We start from the raw sequence: 16,104 nt of genomic DNA, 5'->3' as shown, positions 1-16,104 counted from the left end.
TTTACTTCATTAAACCAGCACGTTTCAATAAAGCTTCTACCGTCGGTTCCTGGCCTCTAAATTGTTTGTACAAACTCATTGGATGTTCAGTGCCACCTTTGGATAAAACTGTATTTTTAAACTTAGTTGCAATCTCTTTGTTAAAAATGCCATTTTGTTTAAAGTAATCAAACGCATCTGCATCTAACACCTCAGCCCATTTGTAACTGTAATAACCGGAAGAATAACCGCCATTAAATATATGGGAAAAAGATGTACTCATCGCATTATCAGTAACATCAGGATAGAGTTGTGTCGATGCAAATTGATCATTTTCAAACTTTTTGAGGTTATCGATCGTAGTCGGATCTTGACCATGCCAGCCCATATCTAATTTTCCAAAGCTGAGTTGGCGAAGTGTAGCCATACCTTCTAAAAAGGAGGCACTTTCTCGAATTTTTTCAACGAGATTCATTGGGATCGGTTCTCCAGTTTCATAATGCTTAGCAAATAGCGCCAATGCTTCTTGTTCATAACACCAGTTTTCCATGATCTGACTAGGCAATTCAACAAAATCCCAAAACACCGCAGTTCCTGAAAGCGTAGGATAAACGGTATCTGCTAGCATACCATGTAAAGCATGACCAAATTCATGAAATAAAGTTGTTACCTCATTAAATGTTAAAAGCGAAGGTTTGGTTTCAGTAGCAGGAGTGAAATTACACACGATTGAAACATGTGGACGTTCATTTTTACCATCTTTTTTATATTGTGGCTTAAATGAAGTCATCCAGGCACCATTGCGTTTACCTTTTCTTGGAAAAAAGTCTGCATAGAAAACAGCGATGAAATTATCTTCATCATCTTTTACTTCAAATGTTTGTACATCTTTGTGATACTTGTCAATAATTTGCACTTCACTGAAGCGTAAGCCAAATAATTTTCCTGCTATTTCAAAAGCTCCCTGCAGTACATTTTCTAATTTGAAATAAGGTTTTAACTGTTCATCATCAAGCTGAAACTTCTTTTGTTTTAATTTTTCAGCATAATAAGCTCCGTCCCATTTTTCTAAAATAGTAATACCATCAGTTTCACTGGCAAAAGAGCGTAATTCCTGAAATTCATCTTTCGCCGCTGGTTTTGCTTTGGTCAATAAATCGTCTAAGAATGCGTTTACCTTATCTGGATTCTGTGCCATACGTTCTTCTAATACAAAGTGGGCGTGCGTTTCATACCCAAGCAGTTGTGCGCGTTGAAAACGAAGTTTCGCAATTTTTAATACAATTTCTTCGTTATTATTTTCATTATCCTGATATGCCTTTTTACCGGCGGCAATACTGATTATTTTACGCAATTCACGATTTTCGGCGTAGGTGACAAACGGGATATAACTTGGATAGTCTAGGGTAAAGATCCAACCTGTTTTTTCCTGAGATCTCGCTAATCCGGCTGCAGCTTCTTTAACTCCGTCCGGTAAACCAGCGAGCTCAGCTTCATCTGTAAGATGAAGTTCATAAGCATTGGTGTCGGCCAATACATGTTCTCCGTATTTTAATTTTAGTAGCGAGAGTTCAGTATCAATAGCACGAAGCTGCTCTTTTTTATCATCAGACAGAAGTGCCCCATTGCGAACAAAATCTTTGTAGTTTTTCTCTAATAAAGTTGTTTGCTCTAATGTCAGATCCAACTTTTCTTTATGGTCATAAACCTGCTTAATTCTTTTAAAAAGATCAAAATTAAGCGTGATATCATTACCAAGTGCTGCAAGTTTTGGAGCAACGTCTTGAGCGATCTGTTCTAATTCATCGTTGGTTTCCGCTGAATGTAGATTGAAAAATATAGATGATAAACGATCTAAAGACATTCCCGAAAATGCCAATGCAACAATCGTATTGTCGAAAGTAGCAGGTTCAACGGTATTTGCTATGGCATCAATTTCAGTTCTGGTGCTAGCAATAGCTTGATCAAATGCAGGTATATAGTCTTCGTTATTTATTTTAGAAAATGGTGCGGTATTATGCACCGTCTCAAAATGTTGTGTTAAGATACTCATAAAGTAAATTTAGTAGAATATTTTGAACCTATGTAGAAAAATCAAAATTACGACAGCGAGATGATATTCAAAATTCGCTCTATTCATGATTTAGCTTTTAGTTTAAGGTGTATAAGGTTTTTTTGGTTCAAAATAATTCCATAATAAATGTGAGATCTTTCTGGTGAGTTCCTCAGCTTCATTATTTTTAGTCCAGCTTTGATCTTTAATGTTGTTTGTCAATACACAAAATACATAATTACCACTAGGGGCATTTACAAATACAACTTCACCTCGGGCTTCATCAACAGAGCCTGTTTTGGATGCGGTCTTTACATATGGCGGTATTTGAGAAAGGGATCGTTCGTTGTAAAAGATATTTCCTAAATAACGGTACATTTTATCTGATGCTTTTGTGCTGACAACTTTACCCTGAAAAATCTGCGTTACTAAGGTTGCCATTTCTCTGGGGGTAGTCTGTCCCCAACCATATTTTTTCCAGATTTCATTGCGACCTTCAGTACGGGAATTAACTTTTGTATTGACTAAGCCTAAGTGATCCATGAGTTGGTTTATTGTCGAACCCCCACCTGCTAGTTGCTGATTCCAAATAGAAGTGACATTGTCACTGTAAGAAATCATTAGACCTATCAAAGTCGCGAGATCTGTTTCACTACTATCTTTAAAAAATTGCATCAGACCTGAACCACCATATTGCTGTGATGACCGGTAAGTGAATTTTTGATCCAGTGTCAGTTCTCCTTTTTCTATTTTATCAAAAATACCTACCAGTATAGGTACTTTAACAATACTAGCTGTGGGGAAAATGGAGTCAGCCTCAATAAGCACTTCTTTTTGAGTGTTAAGATTTTTTACATAAATACCAATATCTCCACGAAAGTCCTGTGTTAATGCTCTTAATTTACGGTCTAATTTTCTATCAATTTTCTGAGCACTGATGCCGTAAGGAAATAGAATGCCGCTGATTAGAAGAAGGAATAATTTTTTTGCTCTCATTAGATTTTAATTGTACCTTATAAAAGTAATGATAATAAAAGTATAATTTATCGAAGGAAATATATGAATCTTTTTATGTTATTGTTAGGGTGTAAGCCATCAAGTAGACATGTTGAACAGCATGATATCTATTTTGGTATTGCGGAACGGTTGGGAGAACTGGTTCCATCTATAGAAGCCTATTGGCCCGAGGCAAAAGGGGAGATTCATGTTGATGCTTGGCGAGCAGTGACAAAAGTCGGATCTTATCAAATTTCAATCTCGGAAGAGCCTGTAAACAATAGAAGCTTGAAACTCTATTTTGTTAATATGGGAGGGTATAAACCCAATGATATGGAAGAGTATCATTATAAGGAAATGGTTGTTGCTTATAACTTGGAGGAAGCAAAGGAAGTCGCAAAAGAAACGGTTTTCTTTAAACATCATATTTCTCCGCATATTGATGATAAATATGGTATCGATGTCGATGATGTATATGAAATTGAAGAGCTTTTACCGGCATTATTTAAAGGGAAATATTATGTTAAGATTCGTGAAGAGCAACATGATTTCTTAAAGGAAGATGATATTACTAATGGTTACTTTACAATGGAAATCTTACGAGATCAATTGGAATAAATCAGACAAGTATTGTTATAAAACGTACCTCTATTTTGATTTAGTTTACTTGTAATTTTATAACAAAAAAAGAAAGTGAATAATTTGAACCATTTATCCCGTAAACAATTCATACAAAATGCCGCTATAGCTGTTGCTGGCGCATCTCTTCCGTTAAGCACATTGAACGCTAAATCTATCAATCCAATGCATATAGAAATAAAAATTAAAATGCTGAAATTTAAGAATGTACGTTTGGAAACTGGTTTTATTTATGATGAGGCTGATGTAATTGGTACTAAGACGGATTTATTTTATATTGAAGTTGAAAATGGTAAAATATCAAAAATCGGTTCCAATCAAGCCAACGCAGATGCTATTGATGCAAAAGGATTACTAATGTTGCCTTCTTTCAGAGATATGCACATCCATTTGGATAAAACTTTCTATGGTGACAAGTGGCAGGCAATAAGACGTGGAGCTGGCGGTGTGAAGGGCATGATTGCTTTAGAACAAAAAATACTTCCCGATTTATTGAAGAATTCAACTTTCAAAGCAGAGAAACTGATCGAATTATTACAGTCGAAAGGTACAGGATTTGCACGCAGTCATGTTAATATTGAACCTACTTCGAAGTTGCAGTCGCTAAAAAATCTACAAAAAGCACTTGAGAACAAACATAAAAGTTTTAGTGCTGAGATCGTCGCTTTTCCGCAACATGGCGTATATTATACAGATAGTGTTCCTTATTTAAAAGAAGCAGCACAAATGGATATTGATTTTATCGGTGGGGTAGATCCATATTCTATTGATGGACAAATTGAAGAAACAATAGATTTTACAGTTCAGCTGGCATTGGATAACCAAAAAGGAATAGATATTCATTTGCATGAGTCTGGAGAATCGGGATTGAAAACAGTGGAGTACCTGATTGATAAAGTTAATGAGAACCCTACTTTGAAGGGTAAAACCTTTTTAAGTCATTGTTTTGTATTAGGCAAGATTGATAAAGTAAAACAAGAAGAGATTGCTGAAAAATTAGGAAGTGCTCAAATCGGTATTGTTTCTACTATTCCTTTCGGTGGTTTAATTATGCCGATCCCCACTTTATATAAGTATAACGTTACGGTTATGACCGGAAATGACAGTATTGTGGATCATTGGAACACATTTGGAACGGGAAGTGTCCTACAAAAGGCTAATTTGATGGCACAGTTGTACGGATATTCGTCTGAGTTTTTATTGTCAAGAAGTTTAAAGATAGCAACGGGAGGCACTTTACCTCTAAATGATAAGGGTGTAAAACAATGGCCAAATGTTGGAGATCAGGCCGATTTTGTGTTGATCAAGGCGAGTTGTTCTGCAGAGGCAGTATCACGGATCTCTGATGTGGAGACTTTGGTACATAAAGGCGAGTTGGTGTAGATATCTCTAGATTAAAAAAATGGTTGATTATAATCCATTCTCCTCTGTTTTTAGTAAATTGAATTACTAAATTTGAGGAGAAATGGATAACCAGCACGATTATTTTCCGGTTTTAAATATTCAAGAATTTACTGAGGCACCCTCAGGATTTACAAATTTATTGTTTCATGAGATCAGAGGTTCTCGTCACATTGTTGAACCGCATAAGCATGATTTTTTAATTATTCTGCTATTTGAGAAAGGGAGTGGTACTCATACCATTGACTTTAAAAATTATGTTATCGAACCTCAGCAGGTTCATTTTTTATTTCCGGGACAGGTTCATCAATGGCAATTTCATGAAGAAACAGTCTGTTATCAATTGATGATCAGTCGTGAATGGTTTGAAAGTTTTCTTCCCGATCTTCGATTTTCTTCGCTTTACTATCAGCAACATCCTGTTTTTCAGATTTCTCTATCGCTGTATGCAGCTTTACTTTATGAATTTCGAGCTATAGAACAGGAATTGCAAGAAACAAATATTCTTTGGGAAATTATTCAGACACGTAGCAAATTGATCGGTTTGTTATTGCGCAAGTCTTTTGAGGTTACATTCCATGATTTTGAGAAATATCATTCAAATCCGATTATTTCAAAATTTGTACAGCTCATCGATCTTCATTTTAAATCAAATCGGTCGGTAGCTTTTTATGCAGAAAAATTACATATCTCCGCTAATTACCTCAATATAGTTAGTAAAAAAGTGATTAATACCGCCGCATCGACATTGATTCATGACCGTATTTTATTAGAATCAAAACGTTTGCTTAAAATATCGGAAATGAGTGTTAAGGATATTGTATATGATTTAGGGTTTTATGATCACGCCAGTTTTTCGAAATTTTTTAAAAGTCATACCGGAATGACACCATCTCAATTTAAAGAACAAGGATAATTTTGACAACAGTTGGCATAATCTGTACCTAATCGGTCAGTAGTTGATTTTTATATTTGTTATATAATCATTGATCTTATGTTGCCATCTCATAAATTAATTGCCAAGGGGCATTACACACTAAAAAATGTTCGTTTAGAGACCGGATTCGAATATGAAAACCAGGAGGTGATCGGTACTCTTACTGATCTCTTCTGTATTGAAATTGCAAACGGAAAGATAATAGCTATAAAAGCTAATAATGCAGCTGAAGAAGCTGTTGACATGAAAGGAAGGCTGATGTTGCCTGCTTTTAAAGACATGCATATTCATATCGATAAAACTTTATTTGGTTTACCATGGCAAGCGCTATCTCCAAAAAGAAAAACGGTTGCAGATATGATTGCTTATGAGCAAGAGATCATTCCCAGATTGTTGACAACCTCCACAGCACGTGCCGAGCAACTCATTGCTTTATTGCTGGGATATGGTACAACTTATGCGAGAACCCATTTTAATGTAGATCCGACCTCTGGGCTTCAATCTTTTGAAAATCTTTTGCTAGCGCTCGAACATCAAAAAGATTCCTTTCAAGCGGAGCTTGTTGCTTTTCCGCAACACGGGCTTTATTATACAGATTCTGCTCCTATTATGAAAGAAGTAGCGAAGTCTGATCGGGTTGATTTTATAGGCGGACTTGATCCACTCAGTATTGATGGAAGCATAGAGAAACCTATGGAATTTACTGTACAGTTGGCATTGGATAATAATAAAGGAATAGATATTCATCTTCATGAAGCAGGTCCTTCGGGAATGAAAACAATTCAATATCTTATCGATAAAGCAGTTGAAAATCCTCAGTTACAGGGGAAAACATTTATTAGCCATGCCTTTGCTTTAGCACAACTGAATGCAAAGGAGGTAGAAGAGATTGCTGAGAAATTGGCTTTTGCAAAAGTGGGTATTGCTTCTTCAGTGCCATTTAAAGGACGTCCCATGCCTATTCCAGCATTAAAAAAGCATGGAGTAAATGTGCTGATCGGAAATGATAATGTACAGGATTATTGGAGCACATTTGGTACAGGTAATATGCTGCAAAAAGCAAACCTTATAGCAGAGCTATACGGATATGCGACCGAATTGCAGCTTTCACGTACGCTACGCTTTGCAACACAGCAACTCTTGCCTTTAGACGATGAAGGAAAACAACAATGGCCAAAAGCGAATGATGATGCTAACCTTGCTTTTGTAGATGCGACCTGCTCAGCTGAAGCAGTCTCTAGAATGTCTTATGTAAATGCATTTATGCACAACGGAAATCTTTTTGTGACAGATTAAGCTCGTTATGAGCTCATAGGGGCGGTGATTATACTTGACTTTTCGGCAGTATTGCTAAGTTAAATACATAATTTATGTATGTAAAATATGAAATTACAAAAAATTAACATACAATTGTTCATTCTAAAATATAATTGACGTATTTTTGCAAATCCTAAAATCAATATGGTTTGGTTGGAATAGGGAAAAATAAATATTATGAAAAGAATAGGTGAATCCAAAAAGATTTTTGGTATTACAAAAAATGAAGATTTAGCGACGTTAAAAAAGATATATCGTGACTTAATCAAAGCTTGGCATCCGGATAAATTTCAAGATGAAGTACAAAAAGAGGAAGCTGAGTTAAAAAGTACAGAAATTATTGAGGCTTACCACTTCTTAGTTAGTATTTCTCCTGAGACACATGAAGCAAATTTAGAAGAGTATAACAATACGATCAATAACTTTTTTATTGAAGATTTTGAATTTAAGGGTCAGACATTACGCGTTACATTTCAGGATAAAAGTACTTATGAGTATTTTGGTGTTCCAAAAACAGTGTACACGAAATTCATTAATGCTGAGTCTCGTCCAAGATTTGGTAGAAGACAAATTTTCAACTCATATACATTCCGCAAAAGTGCGAATGCAATGGGAGCATAGTTTAATTGCTTATCATAAAAAAAGCCTTATTGTTATTAACAATAAGGCTTTTTTTATACAATTTTATTTAATTATGCTTCAGATATTGCATTGATAATATCATACTGTGTGATGATATTAATTTTGCCGAATTCATCTTCTACCAGTACAGCTTGTGTATCTTTATTGATCAAAGCCGATATTTTATCAATCGATGTATTTAAGTCAACAAAGGGAAAGGGTTTTGTCATAACTTCTTGTACTGACGAGGATTTCAGAGCTGGATTTTCTAAAAGAGCATTTAAAATATCAGACTCTGTTATTTTCCCGACCACCATTCCCTGCTGTGTTACAGGTATTTGAGAAATATTAAGTGTTTTCATGAAGTTGAACGCTTCAAAAACAGTTTGTTCAACATCTGCTGTTACAATTGCTTGCTCACCTCTTCTTTTTAAGATACTTTTTGCGTTGAGTTTCTCATCTTCTAAAAATCCACGTTCTCTTAACCAATCTTCATTATACATTTTTCCCATATAGCGCGAACCGTGGTCATGGAAAATAACGACAACAATATCACCTTCTTTTAAGCGATCTTTTAATTGAATAAGACCTGCTAATGCTGATCCAGCTGAGTTTCCGGCAAAAATTCCTTCCTTACGAGCCAGTTCTCTAGTCATTAATGCAGCATCTTTATCCGTAACTTTTTCAAAAAGATCAATTAAACTAAAATCAACATTTTGCGGTAAAAAATCTTCACCGATACCTTCTGTTATGTAAGGGTATATTTCATTTTTATCGAAAATACCGGTTTCCTTATATTTCTTAAATACAGATCCGTAAGTGTCTATTCCCCATATCTTTATATTCGGGTTTTGCTCTCTCAAATATTTAGCTGTACCTGAAATGGTACCACCAGTACCGACCCCGACGACAAGGTGGGTGATTTTTCCTTCAGTTTGTTCCCATATTTCAGGACCAGTTTGTTCATAATGTGCCAGTGCATTTGAAGGATTGTCGTATTGATTGGCTTTCCAGCTATTGGGAACTTCGCGTTCCAGACGGCTCGATACTGAATAATAGGAGCGTGGATCTTCAGGATCCACATTTGTGGGACAAACGATCACTTCTGCTCCAAAGGCACGTAAAGCATCGACTTTCTCTTTGGATTGTTTATCTGTTGTGGTAAAAATACATTTATAGCCCTTGACAACAGCAGCCATGGCTAATCCCATACCTGTATTTCCAGAAGTTCCTTCAATGATTGTTCCTCCTGGTTTTAATAAGCCAGCTTGCTCTGCATCTTCAATCATTTTAAGTGCCATTCTGTCCTTAATCGAGTTGCCAGGGTTACTGGTCTCGATCTTCGCTAGGATGGTTCCTTTTAAATCTTTGGTGATTTTGTTTAGCTTAACAAGAGGGGTATTTCCTATTGTTTCTAAAATGTTATTATACCACATAAATTTACTGTTTGTTTATGCAAAAATACCAAAAAATGTCTGTTTCCTAGAATTTCAAATGTTTCACAGTCAATCCATTATTTTTAAGTTGCTTAAGCGCATCAATACCAATACTGATATGAGCATCTACATATTTCGCTGTTACACTAACATCACTATTAGCAGTCTTTACGCCTTCTGGAATCATAGGTTGGTCCGAAACAAGTAATAAAGCACCCGTTGGAATTTTGTTTGCAAACCCGACACTGAAAATAGTGGCTGTCTCCATATCAACAGCCATAGCACGTATCGTTTTTAAATATTTTTTAAAATCTTTATCGTGTTCCCATACCCGTCTGTTGGTTGTATAGACTGTTCCGGTCCAGTAGTCTCTGGAGTGGTCGCGAATAGTAGTTGATATTGCTTTTTGCAATGCAAATGATGGTAATGAAGGCACTTCAGCGGGGAAATAGTCATTGGATGTACCTTCTCCTCTGATGGCTGCAATTGGTAAGATGAGTTCTCCTACACCAATTTTTTTCTTCAACCCACCTGTTTTTCCTAAAAATAGGACTGCTTTCGGAGCAATAGCAGACAATAGATCCATGACGGTTGCGGCCATTGGGCTCCCCATACCAAAATTGATAATAGTGATGCCGCCTGCAGTAACACTTTGCATGGGTTTATCTTCACCATAAATAGGTGCATTATCATGCATTTCAGAAAAAATAGTGACGTATTTTGAGAAGTTTGTTAATAAAATATAATTACCAAACTCTTCTAAAGGTCTTCCTGTATAACGTGGTAACCAGTTGTGAACAATCTCTTCTTTTGATTTTAAACCTGGTGTGATAGGGCTATCTACGTTTTTTTTACTTTTTGCCATAATTCTTCAATTTAATAATTTAACCTATTTGAAGGAGGGCCTATGGGAAGAAATTTGTGCGGTTAAAAAAAATCCCCCGCGGTATGCGAGGGATTTCTTATTTAAGCGACTTGCAATTTTTTGATGTCCGACTTTTCAAATTTTTTCGTCGCATATTCTAACGTAATATGCAGTTCTTTTTGATTCGTCTTTTCCTTTGACGTAGGAATTTCAAACATTGCGTCGAGCATAATAGCCTCACAAATACTTCTTAAACCACGAGCTCCAAGTTTAAATTCATCAGCCTTGTCTACGATAAAGTTGTAGACTTCGGTATCAAATTTTAATTCAATTCCTTCGTATTCAAATAATTTTCTATACTGTTTTATTAACGCATTCTTAGGTTCTGTCAAGATACTTAATAGTGTCTCTTTGTCCAATGGGTTCAAATACGTTAATACAGGTAATCTTCCGATCAATTCCGGTATTAAACCAAAACTTTTTAAATCCTGAGGTGTGATGTATTTATAAAGATTTTTTAAATCAATTTCTGCATCATCCTCATTCATTCTGTAACCTACTGTCTGTGTACGAAGACGATTGGCAATTTTCTTTTGAATGCCATCGAATGCGCCACCACAGATGAATAAAATGTTGCTTGTATTAACAGCAATCATTTTTTGATCAGGGTGCTTACGGCCACCTTGAGGTGGTACGTTAACAACTGTTCCTTCTAAGATTTTCAACAATGCTTGCTGAACACCTTCTCCAGATACATCTCTGGTAATGGAAGGGTTATCACTTTTACGTGCTACTTTATCAATTTCATCGATATAGATGATACCGCGTTCGGCTGCCGCAACATCGTAATCTGCCGCCTGTAATAAACGAGTTAATATACTTTCAACGTCTTCACCGACATAACCGGCCTCCGTTAATACTGTAGCATCTACAATACTGAAAGGTACATTTAAAATCTTTGCTACCGTTTTGGCCAGTAAAGTTTTACCGGTACCGGTTTCACCTACAACAATTAAATTTGACTTCTCAATTTCAATTTCATCTTGATCAACTTTTTGATTTAGACGTTTGTAATGATTGTATACAGCAACAGAGATCACTTTTTTTGCGTCATCCTGCCCGATAACATACTGATCTAAGTGTTCTTTTATCTCTAAGGGACGAATGAGTTTTAACGCAGTTTGTAATGTTTTACTCTTACGTTGTTTCAATTCTTCCGCTAGAATTTCGCCTGCTTGATTGATACAGCGGTCACAGATGTGAGCTCCATCTCCAGCGATAAGCATTTGGGCATCATTTTTACTCATTCCGCAGAATGAGCAATGAACGCCACTATTATTATTTTTAGCCATTATTATTTAATAATCTCCTTTTTAGGAAGTAAAATCTCGTCAATCATTCCAAAGTCTTTTGCTTCGGAAGCCTTCATCCAGTAATCACGGTCAGAAGATTTTTCTACCCATTCGTAAGTTTGTCCTGAGTGGTCAGCAATAATAGTGTAAAGTTCCTCTTTCAATTTCATCATCTCACGAAGATTGATTTCCATATCTGAAGCAACACCTTGAGCACCGCCGGAAGGTTGGTGGATCATGACACGTGAATGTCTCAATGCAGCACGTTTACCTTTTGCTCCAGCAACCAATAATACAGCACCCATAGAAGCTGCGATACCTGTACAGATTGTAGCAACATCTGGTGCGATATATTGCATCGTGTCATAAATACCTAATCCTGCATAAACACTACCACCTGGTGAATTGATGTAGATCTGAATATCTCTTTGGGAATCTGTTGATTGTAAAAACAACAATTGTGCCTGAATGATATTTGCTACCTGATCGTTGATACCATCACCTAAGAAAATAATACGATCCATCATTAAACGTGAAAATACATCCATTTGAGCAACGTTTAATTGACGCTCTTCTACGATGTATGGAGTCAAGTTCGTAGGTGTGTTTACTTGCGCACGTGCAATAAATCCATCAACATGTTGACTTCCAATTCTGTGATGCTTGATTGCATATTTTCTGAATTCGTTTTTATCTATATTCATATTCTTTGTGATTCAAATTTATAAGACTAATATAAAACTATATTTTAAATAATAAATACTATACGCCATTTGTTTTACACATGAGTTACAATTCTCTTAAAGTTGATCATAACTCGGTAGCTCTTTTATAAAGGCAAATGATTTGTTTTCAAAATCAATTTTACAGTAGTAATGCTGTAATCCATTGCTTACTAAGAGTAACGGAATTTTATGAATAGAATTGTAATTAGCGATCTGTTCGAAGGTCGCCTGTGTAATTTTTATATGTGGTGCCTTAAATTCAGCTAGTACTATTTTTTCTCCTTGATTATTATATATGAGTAAATCACTTCGTTTTTGAAGGTCATTCAGTCGTAAGCCACCTTCTATCTTCATTAAGGATTTAGGATACTTTTTGTTGATATGGAGAAAGTGTACCCAATGTTGGCGAACCCATTCTTCCGGAGTTAAAACAAGTTTCTTCTTTCGTAAATCGTCAAAAATGAAAATGGTTTCATTCTCTTTTGTCAATTTCGCTGGATATGGCGGTAAATTTAACGGAATTGGGTTAAACATAGGACAAAGATACTAATTTTTGAATTATTCAAAATAGAAGAGATGTAGGATTCCGTTATTCAAATTTTACGGTTCGTCATTTTAGTTGTAATTTAGTGGCATCATGAATATCAGTCCTATTTTAACAGACATTAAAAAACGTAAATTTCAACCGGTCTATTTGTTGCACGGTGAGGAAAGCTATTTTATAGATGTCATAAGTGATGCATTAGAGCATACGGTTCTTAATGATGCTCAGAAAGGTTTTGATCAAACTGTACTTTACGGAAAGGATACTGATTTCTCGACAATTGTGAATGCTGCCAAGCGTTATCCAATGATGAGTGATCACCAACTGATTATTATTAAAGAGGCTCAGGATCTAAAATGGAAGGATGACGAATTGCTTCTCAAATATGTAGAGCAATGTACAGTGAGTACGGTTTTGGTGTTTGATTATAAATATGGCAAGTTTGACAAGCGTAAAAAATTATACAAAGCCATTGAAAAAAAAGGCCTTGTCGTAGAATCAAACAAACTTTATGACGATAAAGTAGCCGCATGGGTTATTTCTTATATTAAAGAACAGGGATGGAATATACATCCTCAAGCAGCTGCCCTACTGTCAGAATATTTAGGTACAGAACTTTCTAAAATTGTCAATGAGCTGAATAAACTGATGCTCAATGTACCAAAGGAAAGAGAAATTGTTGTGGCAGATATTGAACAAAATATTGGTATTTCAAAAGATTTTAATGTTTTTGAACTGAATACTGCTTTAGCGAAGCGTAACGCATCTAAAGCATATCAGATTATAGATTATTTTGCCGCAAATCCAAAAAGTAATCCTTTAGTGTTAGTTCTAGGTACTATAGCTGGATATTTCACCAAGGTTTTAAAATATCATTATATCATTGATAAAAGCACAGCAGCTAAAGAGCTGGGTGTTCATCCTTTTTTTATGAAAGAATATGAACTTGCAGCACGTAACTACAATAGAAGAAAAACATTTACGATCATCGAAGCATTAAAAGATGCAGATTTAAAATCAAAAGGAATGAATGTAGGAGGTAATACGAGTACTAAAGATATCCTGACAGAATTGATTTTTACAATACTTAATTAGCAATTTTACAAGAAATAACGATTAAAATATTCTCAATATTTTTATAAAAAAACCTTTCTCATTTGTTTGAGTGAGGTTTTTTTTATGGAAAACCTAATGTAAATCAATGTTATTTATCTTATTTACAATGATATCGAATTAATGTTATCTTTTTGTAAATTTTAATTTAAACGCTTGTTTAAATTAAACGCTTGTTTAAATTTGCACACGGTTTTTAAAATCACAATAATGGAATTCAGTGAAAAACAATTAGAAATATTGCATGTCGCAGAAAAGCTTTTTGCTACAAGTGGATTTGATGGTACATCTGTACGTGATATAGCACATGAAGCCCAGGTCAATGTCGCTATGATCAATTATTATTTTGGTTCTAAAGATAAATTGTTAGATGATCTTTTTACCTACAGGGTTGAAAAATTCAAGATGGATGAGAGTATTTTACAATTGACTATTCCTGTGATGGATATCCTTGACGAGATGGTAAAATCTTATATTAAATATATGAATTCTAGTCTGGCGATCTATCATATTTTGGCAATAGAAGCCGGAGTGAAAAAAAGGTTGATGCTTTCCGATTCCTATAAAAATTTAAAAAAGCACAATTTAAATGTCATTTCAAGTATTCTTCAAAAAGGAGTAGATGCAGGCGAGTTTCGATCAGGTAATGATCCAATCTTGATACATGCCACAATGATGGGGACGTTCATGAATTTTCAGATGAACAGATCTTTTCTAAAATCAGAATTAAATCTTACTACTGATGAGGAGTATAGTCAATATATGGAGTCAACTTTAGTAACCCACTTACAAAGAACGATTAAAGCTTTATTAACATATGAATATTAAAATAGGGAAGTTGGCACTCTTACTTTTCTGTCTACAGGGGGTTGCATTTGCGCAACAGGGTGATCTCCTCACTTTGCAAGAAGTAATCCGTCTTGCTCAGACACAAAGTTTGGAAGCAAAAGCTTCAGAAACAAAAATTAAAGGAAGAAAATTGGAGTTGGATGCTTCAAAGAATAGTTTACTTCCTGACGCTAAGTTGAGCGGACAATATTTAGCAATGACTTCTCCGGATGTTAAACTTCGGATACCTGTATCATCATCTTCAGATCCGATGGATATTAAAGCTAATCAGTTAATGCTAGGACAGGCTTCTGTAAGTATGCCCATCTATACAGGTGGAAAAATTAAAAACAGTATCGCAGCAGCTGGCAATGCTGTGAAGATGGAGGAGTTCTCAGCTTTAGCGTTAAAAGATCAATTGGCTGAACAAGGTATTAGCTTGTATATCAATTTGTATAAAGCGCAACAGACTGCACTTTTAATGGAAGAAAATATTAAAAGATCTGAGCAACGTGTGACAGATTTTAAAGCTATGGAGGCGAATGGGATCATTCCACGAAATGATCTTTTAAAAGCTGAATTGCAATTGTCTAATTATAAGGTTTCTCTTCAGGAAGCAAAAAAAAATGCTAATGTTTTAAATTACCAGTTGGTTAATTTTTTAAAACTAGATGAGGCTACTCAAGTTTCTGCGATCAATCTGGATGAGGCACCTATAGCAGGAGATTTCTCTGATGTTCAAACCGCGTTGGCCAATAGGAATGAATTGAAGGCCTTACAGGCACAACATGATATTGCTTTGAATAAGGTCAATATTGAGAAATCTAATGCATTGCCAAAAATAGCATTAACGGGTGGTTATGCTGCACTGGACGTACATAATTTGGTAACAGTGAAAAATGCCGTGAATGTTGGTGTAGGAGTTTCTTATGATATTGGATCACTTTATAAAAATAAGAAGAATGTCAATATCGCCCGTAATCAAGTAAGCCAAGTGGATGAAAATGTGGTTATGATGAACGACAAAATTAAAGTTCAGGTACAACAGGCGAATGAAAATTATCACTTGACGATTTCTCAAAATCAATTGTATACAGAGGCAGTAAATCAGGCGAATGAAAATTATCGTATTGTAAAGGATAAATATGATAATGGTGTGGCGGATACAGATGATTTATTAGAAGCTGATGTACAACAGCTGCAATCAAAAATTAACTTAGCGATTTCTAAAGCTAATACTGTAGAGAAATATTATGATTTACTTTTAGTAAATGGTCAATTAACAACAAAATAATTAT

At 35.3% G+C, this 16,104-nt stretch carries 15 protein-coding genes; 8 read left to right on the top strand and 7 right to left on the bottom strand.

Annotated features, from left to right (window positions below; genetic code table 11):
• Window position 1: 1 nt before the first annotated feature.
• On the bottom strand, window positions 2-2,032 hold the full coding sequence (locus JAZ75_RS24560) for a M3 family metallopeptidase (RefSeq protein WP_208699165.1): 2,031 nt from the start codon (window positions 2,030-2,032) through the stop codon (window positions 2-4).
• A gap of 102 nt (window positions 2,033-2,134) precedes the next feature.
• Window positions 2,135-3,028, bottom strand: a complete 894-nt coding sequence (locus JAZ75_RS24555) for a serine hydrolase (RefSeq protein WP_208699162.1) — start codon at window positions 3,026-3,028, stop codon at window positions 2,135-2,137.
• Window positions 3,029-3,091: 63 nt separating this feature from the next.
• On the opposite strand from JAZ75_RS24555, the gene JAZ75_RS24550 reads away from it, so the two are divergent.
• The 5 genes from JAZ75_RS24550 (at window position 3,092) to JAZ75_RS24530 (ending at window position 7,943) form a co-directional block, all read left to right on the top strand.
• Window positions 3,092-3,646: a DUF1543 domain-containing protein gene (locus JAZ75_RS24550; protein ID WP_208699161.1), complete on the top strand. Its 555-nt coding sequence runs from the start codon at window positions 3,092-3,094 to the stop codon at window positions 3,644-3,646.
• A 75-nt stretch (window positions 3,647-3,721) separates the two neighbouring features.
• Window positions 3,722-5,050: an amidohydrolase gene (locus JAZ75_RS24545; RefSeq protein WP_232789311.1), complete on the top strand. Its 1,329-nt coding sequence runs from the start codon at window positions 3,722-3,724 to the stop codon at window positions 5,048-5,050.
• An 82-nt stretch (window positions 5,051-5,132) separates the two neighbouring features.
• Window positions 5,133-5,984 (top strand): AraC family transcriptional regulator, encoded by an 852-nt coding sequence (locus tag JAZ75_RS24540; protein ID WP_208699159.1) that lies wholly within the window; start codon window positions 5,133-5,135, stop codon window positions 5,982-5,984.
• Between the two features lie 78 nt (window positions 5,985-6,062).
• Window positions 6,063-7,301: an amidohydrolase gene (locus JAZ75_RS24535; RefSeq protein ID WP_208699157.1), complete on the top strand. Its 1,239-nt coding sequence runs from the start codon at window positions 6,063-6,065 to the stop codon at window positions 7,299-7,301.
• Window positions 7,302-7,499: 198 nt separating this feature from the next.
• Window positions 7,500-7,943: a KTSC domain-containing protein gene (locus JAZ75_RS24530; RefSeq protein ID WP_132773691.1), complete on the top strand. Its 444-nt coding sequence runs from the start codon at window positions 7,500-7,502 to the stop codon at window positions 7,941-7,943.
• 71 nt (window positions 7,944-8,014) lie between these two features.
• On the opposite strand, the gene JAZ75_RS24525 is transcribed toward JAZ75_RS24530, so the two are convergent.
• From JAZ75_RS24525 to JAZ75_RS24505, 5 genes are all read right to left on the bottom strand, one after another.
• Window positions 8,015-9,379 (bottom strand): pyridoxal-phosphate dependent enzyme, encoded by a 1,365-nt coding sequence (locus JAZ75_RS24525; RefSeq protein WP_208699155.1) that lies wholly within the window; start codon window positions 9,377-9,379, stop codon window positions 8,015-8,017.
• Between the two features lie 46 nt (window positions 9,380-9,425).
• Window positions 9,426-10,244, bottom strand: coding sequence for an AMP nucleosidase (locus JAZ75_RS24520; RefSeq protein WP_021188870.1), 819 nt, complete (start codon window positions 10,242-10,244; stop codon window positions 9,426-9,428).
• 101 nt (window positions 10,245-10,345) lie between these two features.
• Entirely contained in the window at window positions 10,346-11,596 is a 1,251-nt protein-coding gene (clpX, locus tag JAZ75_RS24515) for an ATP-dependent Clp protease ATP-binding subunit ClpX (protein WP_132773687.1), read from the bottom strand.
• 2 nt (window positions 11,597-11,598) lie between these two features.
• The gene (clpP, locus tag JAZ75_RS24510) at window positions 11,599-12,300 is read right to left on the bottom strand and encodes an ATP-dependent Clp endopeptidase proteolytic subunit ClpP (protein WP_132773685.1); all 702 of its coding nucleotides are present in this window, start codon (window positions 12,298-12,300) and stop codon (window positions 11,599-11,601) included.
• A gap of 96 nt (window positions 12,301-12,396) precedes the next feature.
• Window positions 12,397-12,855, bottom strand: a complete 459-nt coding sequence (locus JAZ75_RS24505; protein ID WP_132773684.1) for a type I restriction enzyme HsdR N-terminal domain-containing protein — start codon at window positions 12,853-12,855, stop codon at window positions 12,397-12,399.
• A 103-nt stretch (window positions 12,856-12,958) separates the two neighbouring features.
• Between JAZ75_RS24505 and holA the strand changes: the two genes are divergently transcribed.
• The 3 genes from holA (at window position 12,959) to JAZ75_RS24490 (ending at window position 16,100) form a co-directional block, all read left to right on the top strand.
• On the top strand, window positions 12,959-13,960 hold the full coding sequence (gene holA, locus JAZ75_RS24500; protein WP_208699152.1) for a DNA polymerase III subunit delta: 1,002 nt from the start codon (window positions 12,959-12,961) through the stop codon (window positions 13,958-13,960).
• 228 nt (window positions 13,961-14,188) lie between these two features.
• Window positions 14,189-14,806, top strand: a complete 618-nt coding sequence (locus JAZ75_RS24495) for a TetR family transcriptional regulator (RefSeq protein ID WP_132773680.1) — start codon at window positions 14,189-14,191, stop codon at window positions 14,804-14,806.
• Window positions 14,796-16,100: a TolC family protein gene (locus tag JAZ75_RS24490; protein ID WP_208699150.1), complete on the top strand. Its 1,305-nt coding sequence runs from the start codon at window positions 14,796-14,798 to the stop codon at window positions 16,098-16,100. The genes JAZ75_RS24495 and JAZ75_RS24490 overlap by 11 nt, the downstream gene beginning before the upstream one ends.
• Window positions 16,101-16,104 lie beyond the last annotated feature (4 nt).

Source organism: Sphingobacterium sp. UDSM-2020 (genome assembly GCF_016132525.1).
Classification (GTDB): Bacteria; Bacteroidota; Bacteroidia; order Sphingobacteriales; family Sphingobacteriaceae; genus Sphingobacterium; species Sphingobacterium anhuiense.
The sequence above is the reverse complement of the archived record's forward strand: the minus strand, read 5'-3'. Positions and strand labels throughout refer to the sequence as shown.

Excerpts from the sequence above, each read along its gene's own strand:
- JAZ75_RS24520 (WP_021188870.1), bottom strand. The coding sequence starts at position 10,244 with ATGGCAAAAAGTAAAAAAAACGTAGATAGCCCTATCACACCAGGTTTA.
- JAZ75_RS24555 (WP_208699162.1), bottom strand. The coding sequence starts at position 3,028 with ATGAGAGCAAAAAAATTATTCCTTCTTCTAATCAGCGGCATTCTATTT.
- JAZ75_RS24495 (WP_132773680.1), top strand. The coding sequence starts at position 14,189 with ATGGAATTCAGTGAAAAACAATTAGAAATATTGCATGTCGCAGAAAAG.
- JAZ75_RS24560 (WP_208699165.1), bottom strand. The coding sequence starts at position 2,032 with ATGAGTATCTTAACACAACATTTTGAGACGGTGCATAATACCGCACCA.
- JAZ75_RS24530 (WP_132773691.1), top strand. The coding sequence starts at position 7,500 with ATGAAAAGAATAGGTGAATCCAAAAAGATTTTTGGTATTACAAAAAAT.
- JAZ75_RS24535 (WP_208699157.1), top strand. The coding sequence starts at position 6,063 with ATGTTGCCATCTCATAAATTAATTGCCAAGGGGCATTACACACTAAAA.
- JAZ75_RS24540 (WP_208699159.1), top strand. The coding sequence starts at position 5,133 with ATGGATAACCAGCACGATTATTTTCCGGTTTTAAATATTCAAGAATTT.
- JAZ75_RS24525 (WP_208699155.1), bottom strand. The coding sequence starts at position 9,379 with ATGTGGTATAATAACATTTTAGAAACAATAGGAAATACCCCTCTTGTT.
- JAZ75_RS24505 (WP_132773684.1), bottom strand. The coding sequence starts at position 12,855 with ATGTTTAACCCAATTCCGTTAAATTTACCGCCATATCCAGCGAAATTG.
- holA (WP_208699152.1), top strand. The coding sequence starts at position 12,959 with ATGAATATCAGTCCTATTTTAACAGACATTAAAAAACGTAAATTTCAA.
- JAZ75_RS24490 (WP_208699150.1), top strand. The coding sequence starts at position 14,796 with ATGAATATTAAAATAGGGAAGTTGGCACTCTTACTTTTCTGTCTACAG.
- JAZ75_RS24550 (WP_208699161.1), top strand. The coding sequence starts at position 3,092 with ATGAATCTTTTTATGTTATTGTTAGGGTGTAAGCCATCAAGTAGACAT.
- clpX (WP_132773687.1), bottom strand. The coding sequence starts at position 11,596 with ATGGCTAAAAATAATAATAGTGGCGTTCATTGCTCATTCTGCGGAATG.
- clpP (WP_132773685.1), bottom strand. The coding sequence starts at position 12,300 with ATGAATATAGATAAAAACGAATTCAGAAAATATGCAATCAAGCATCAC.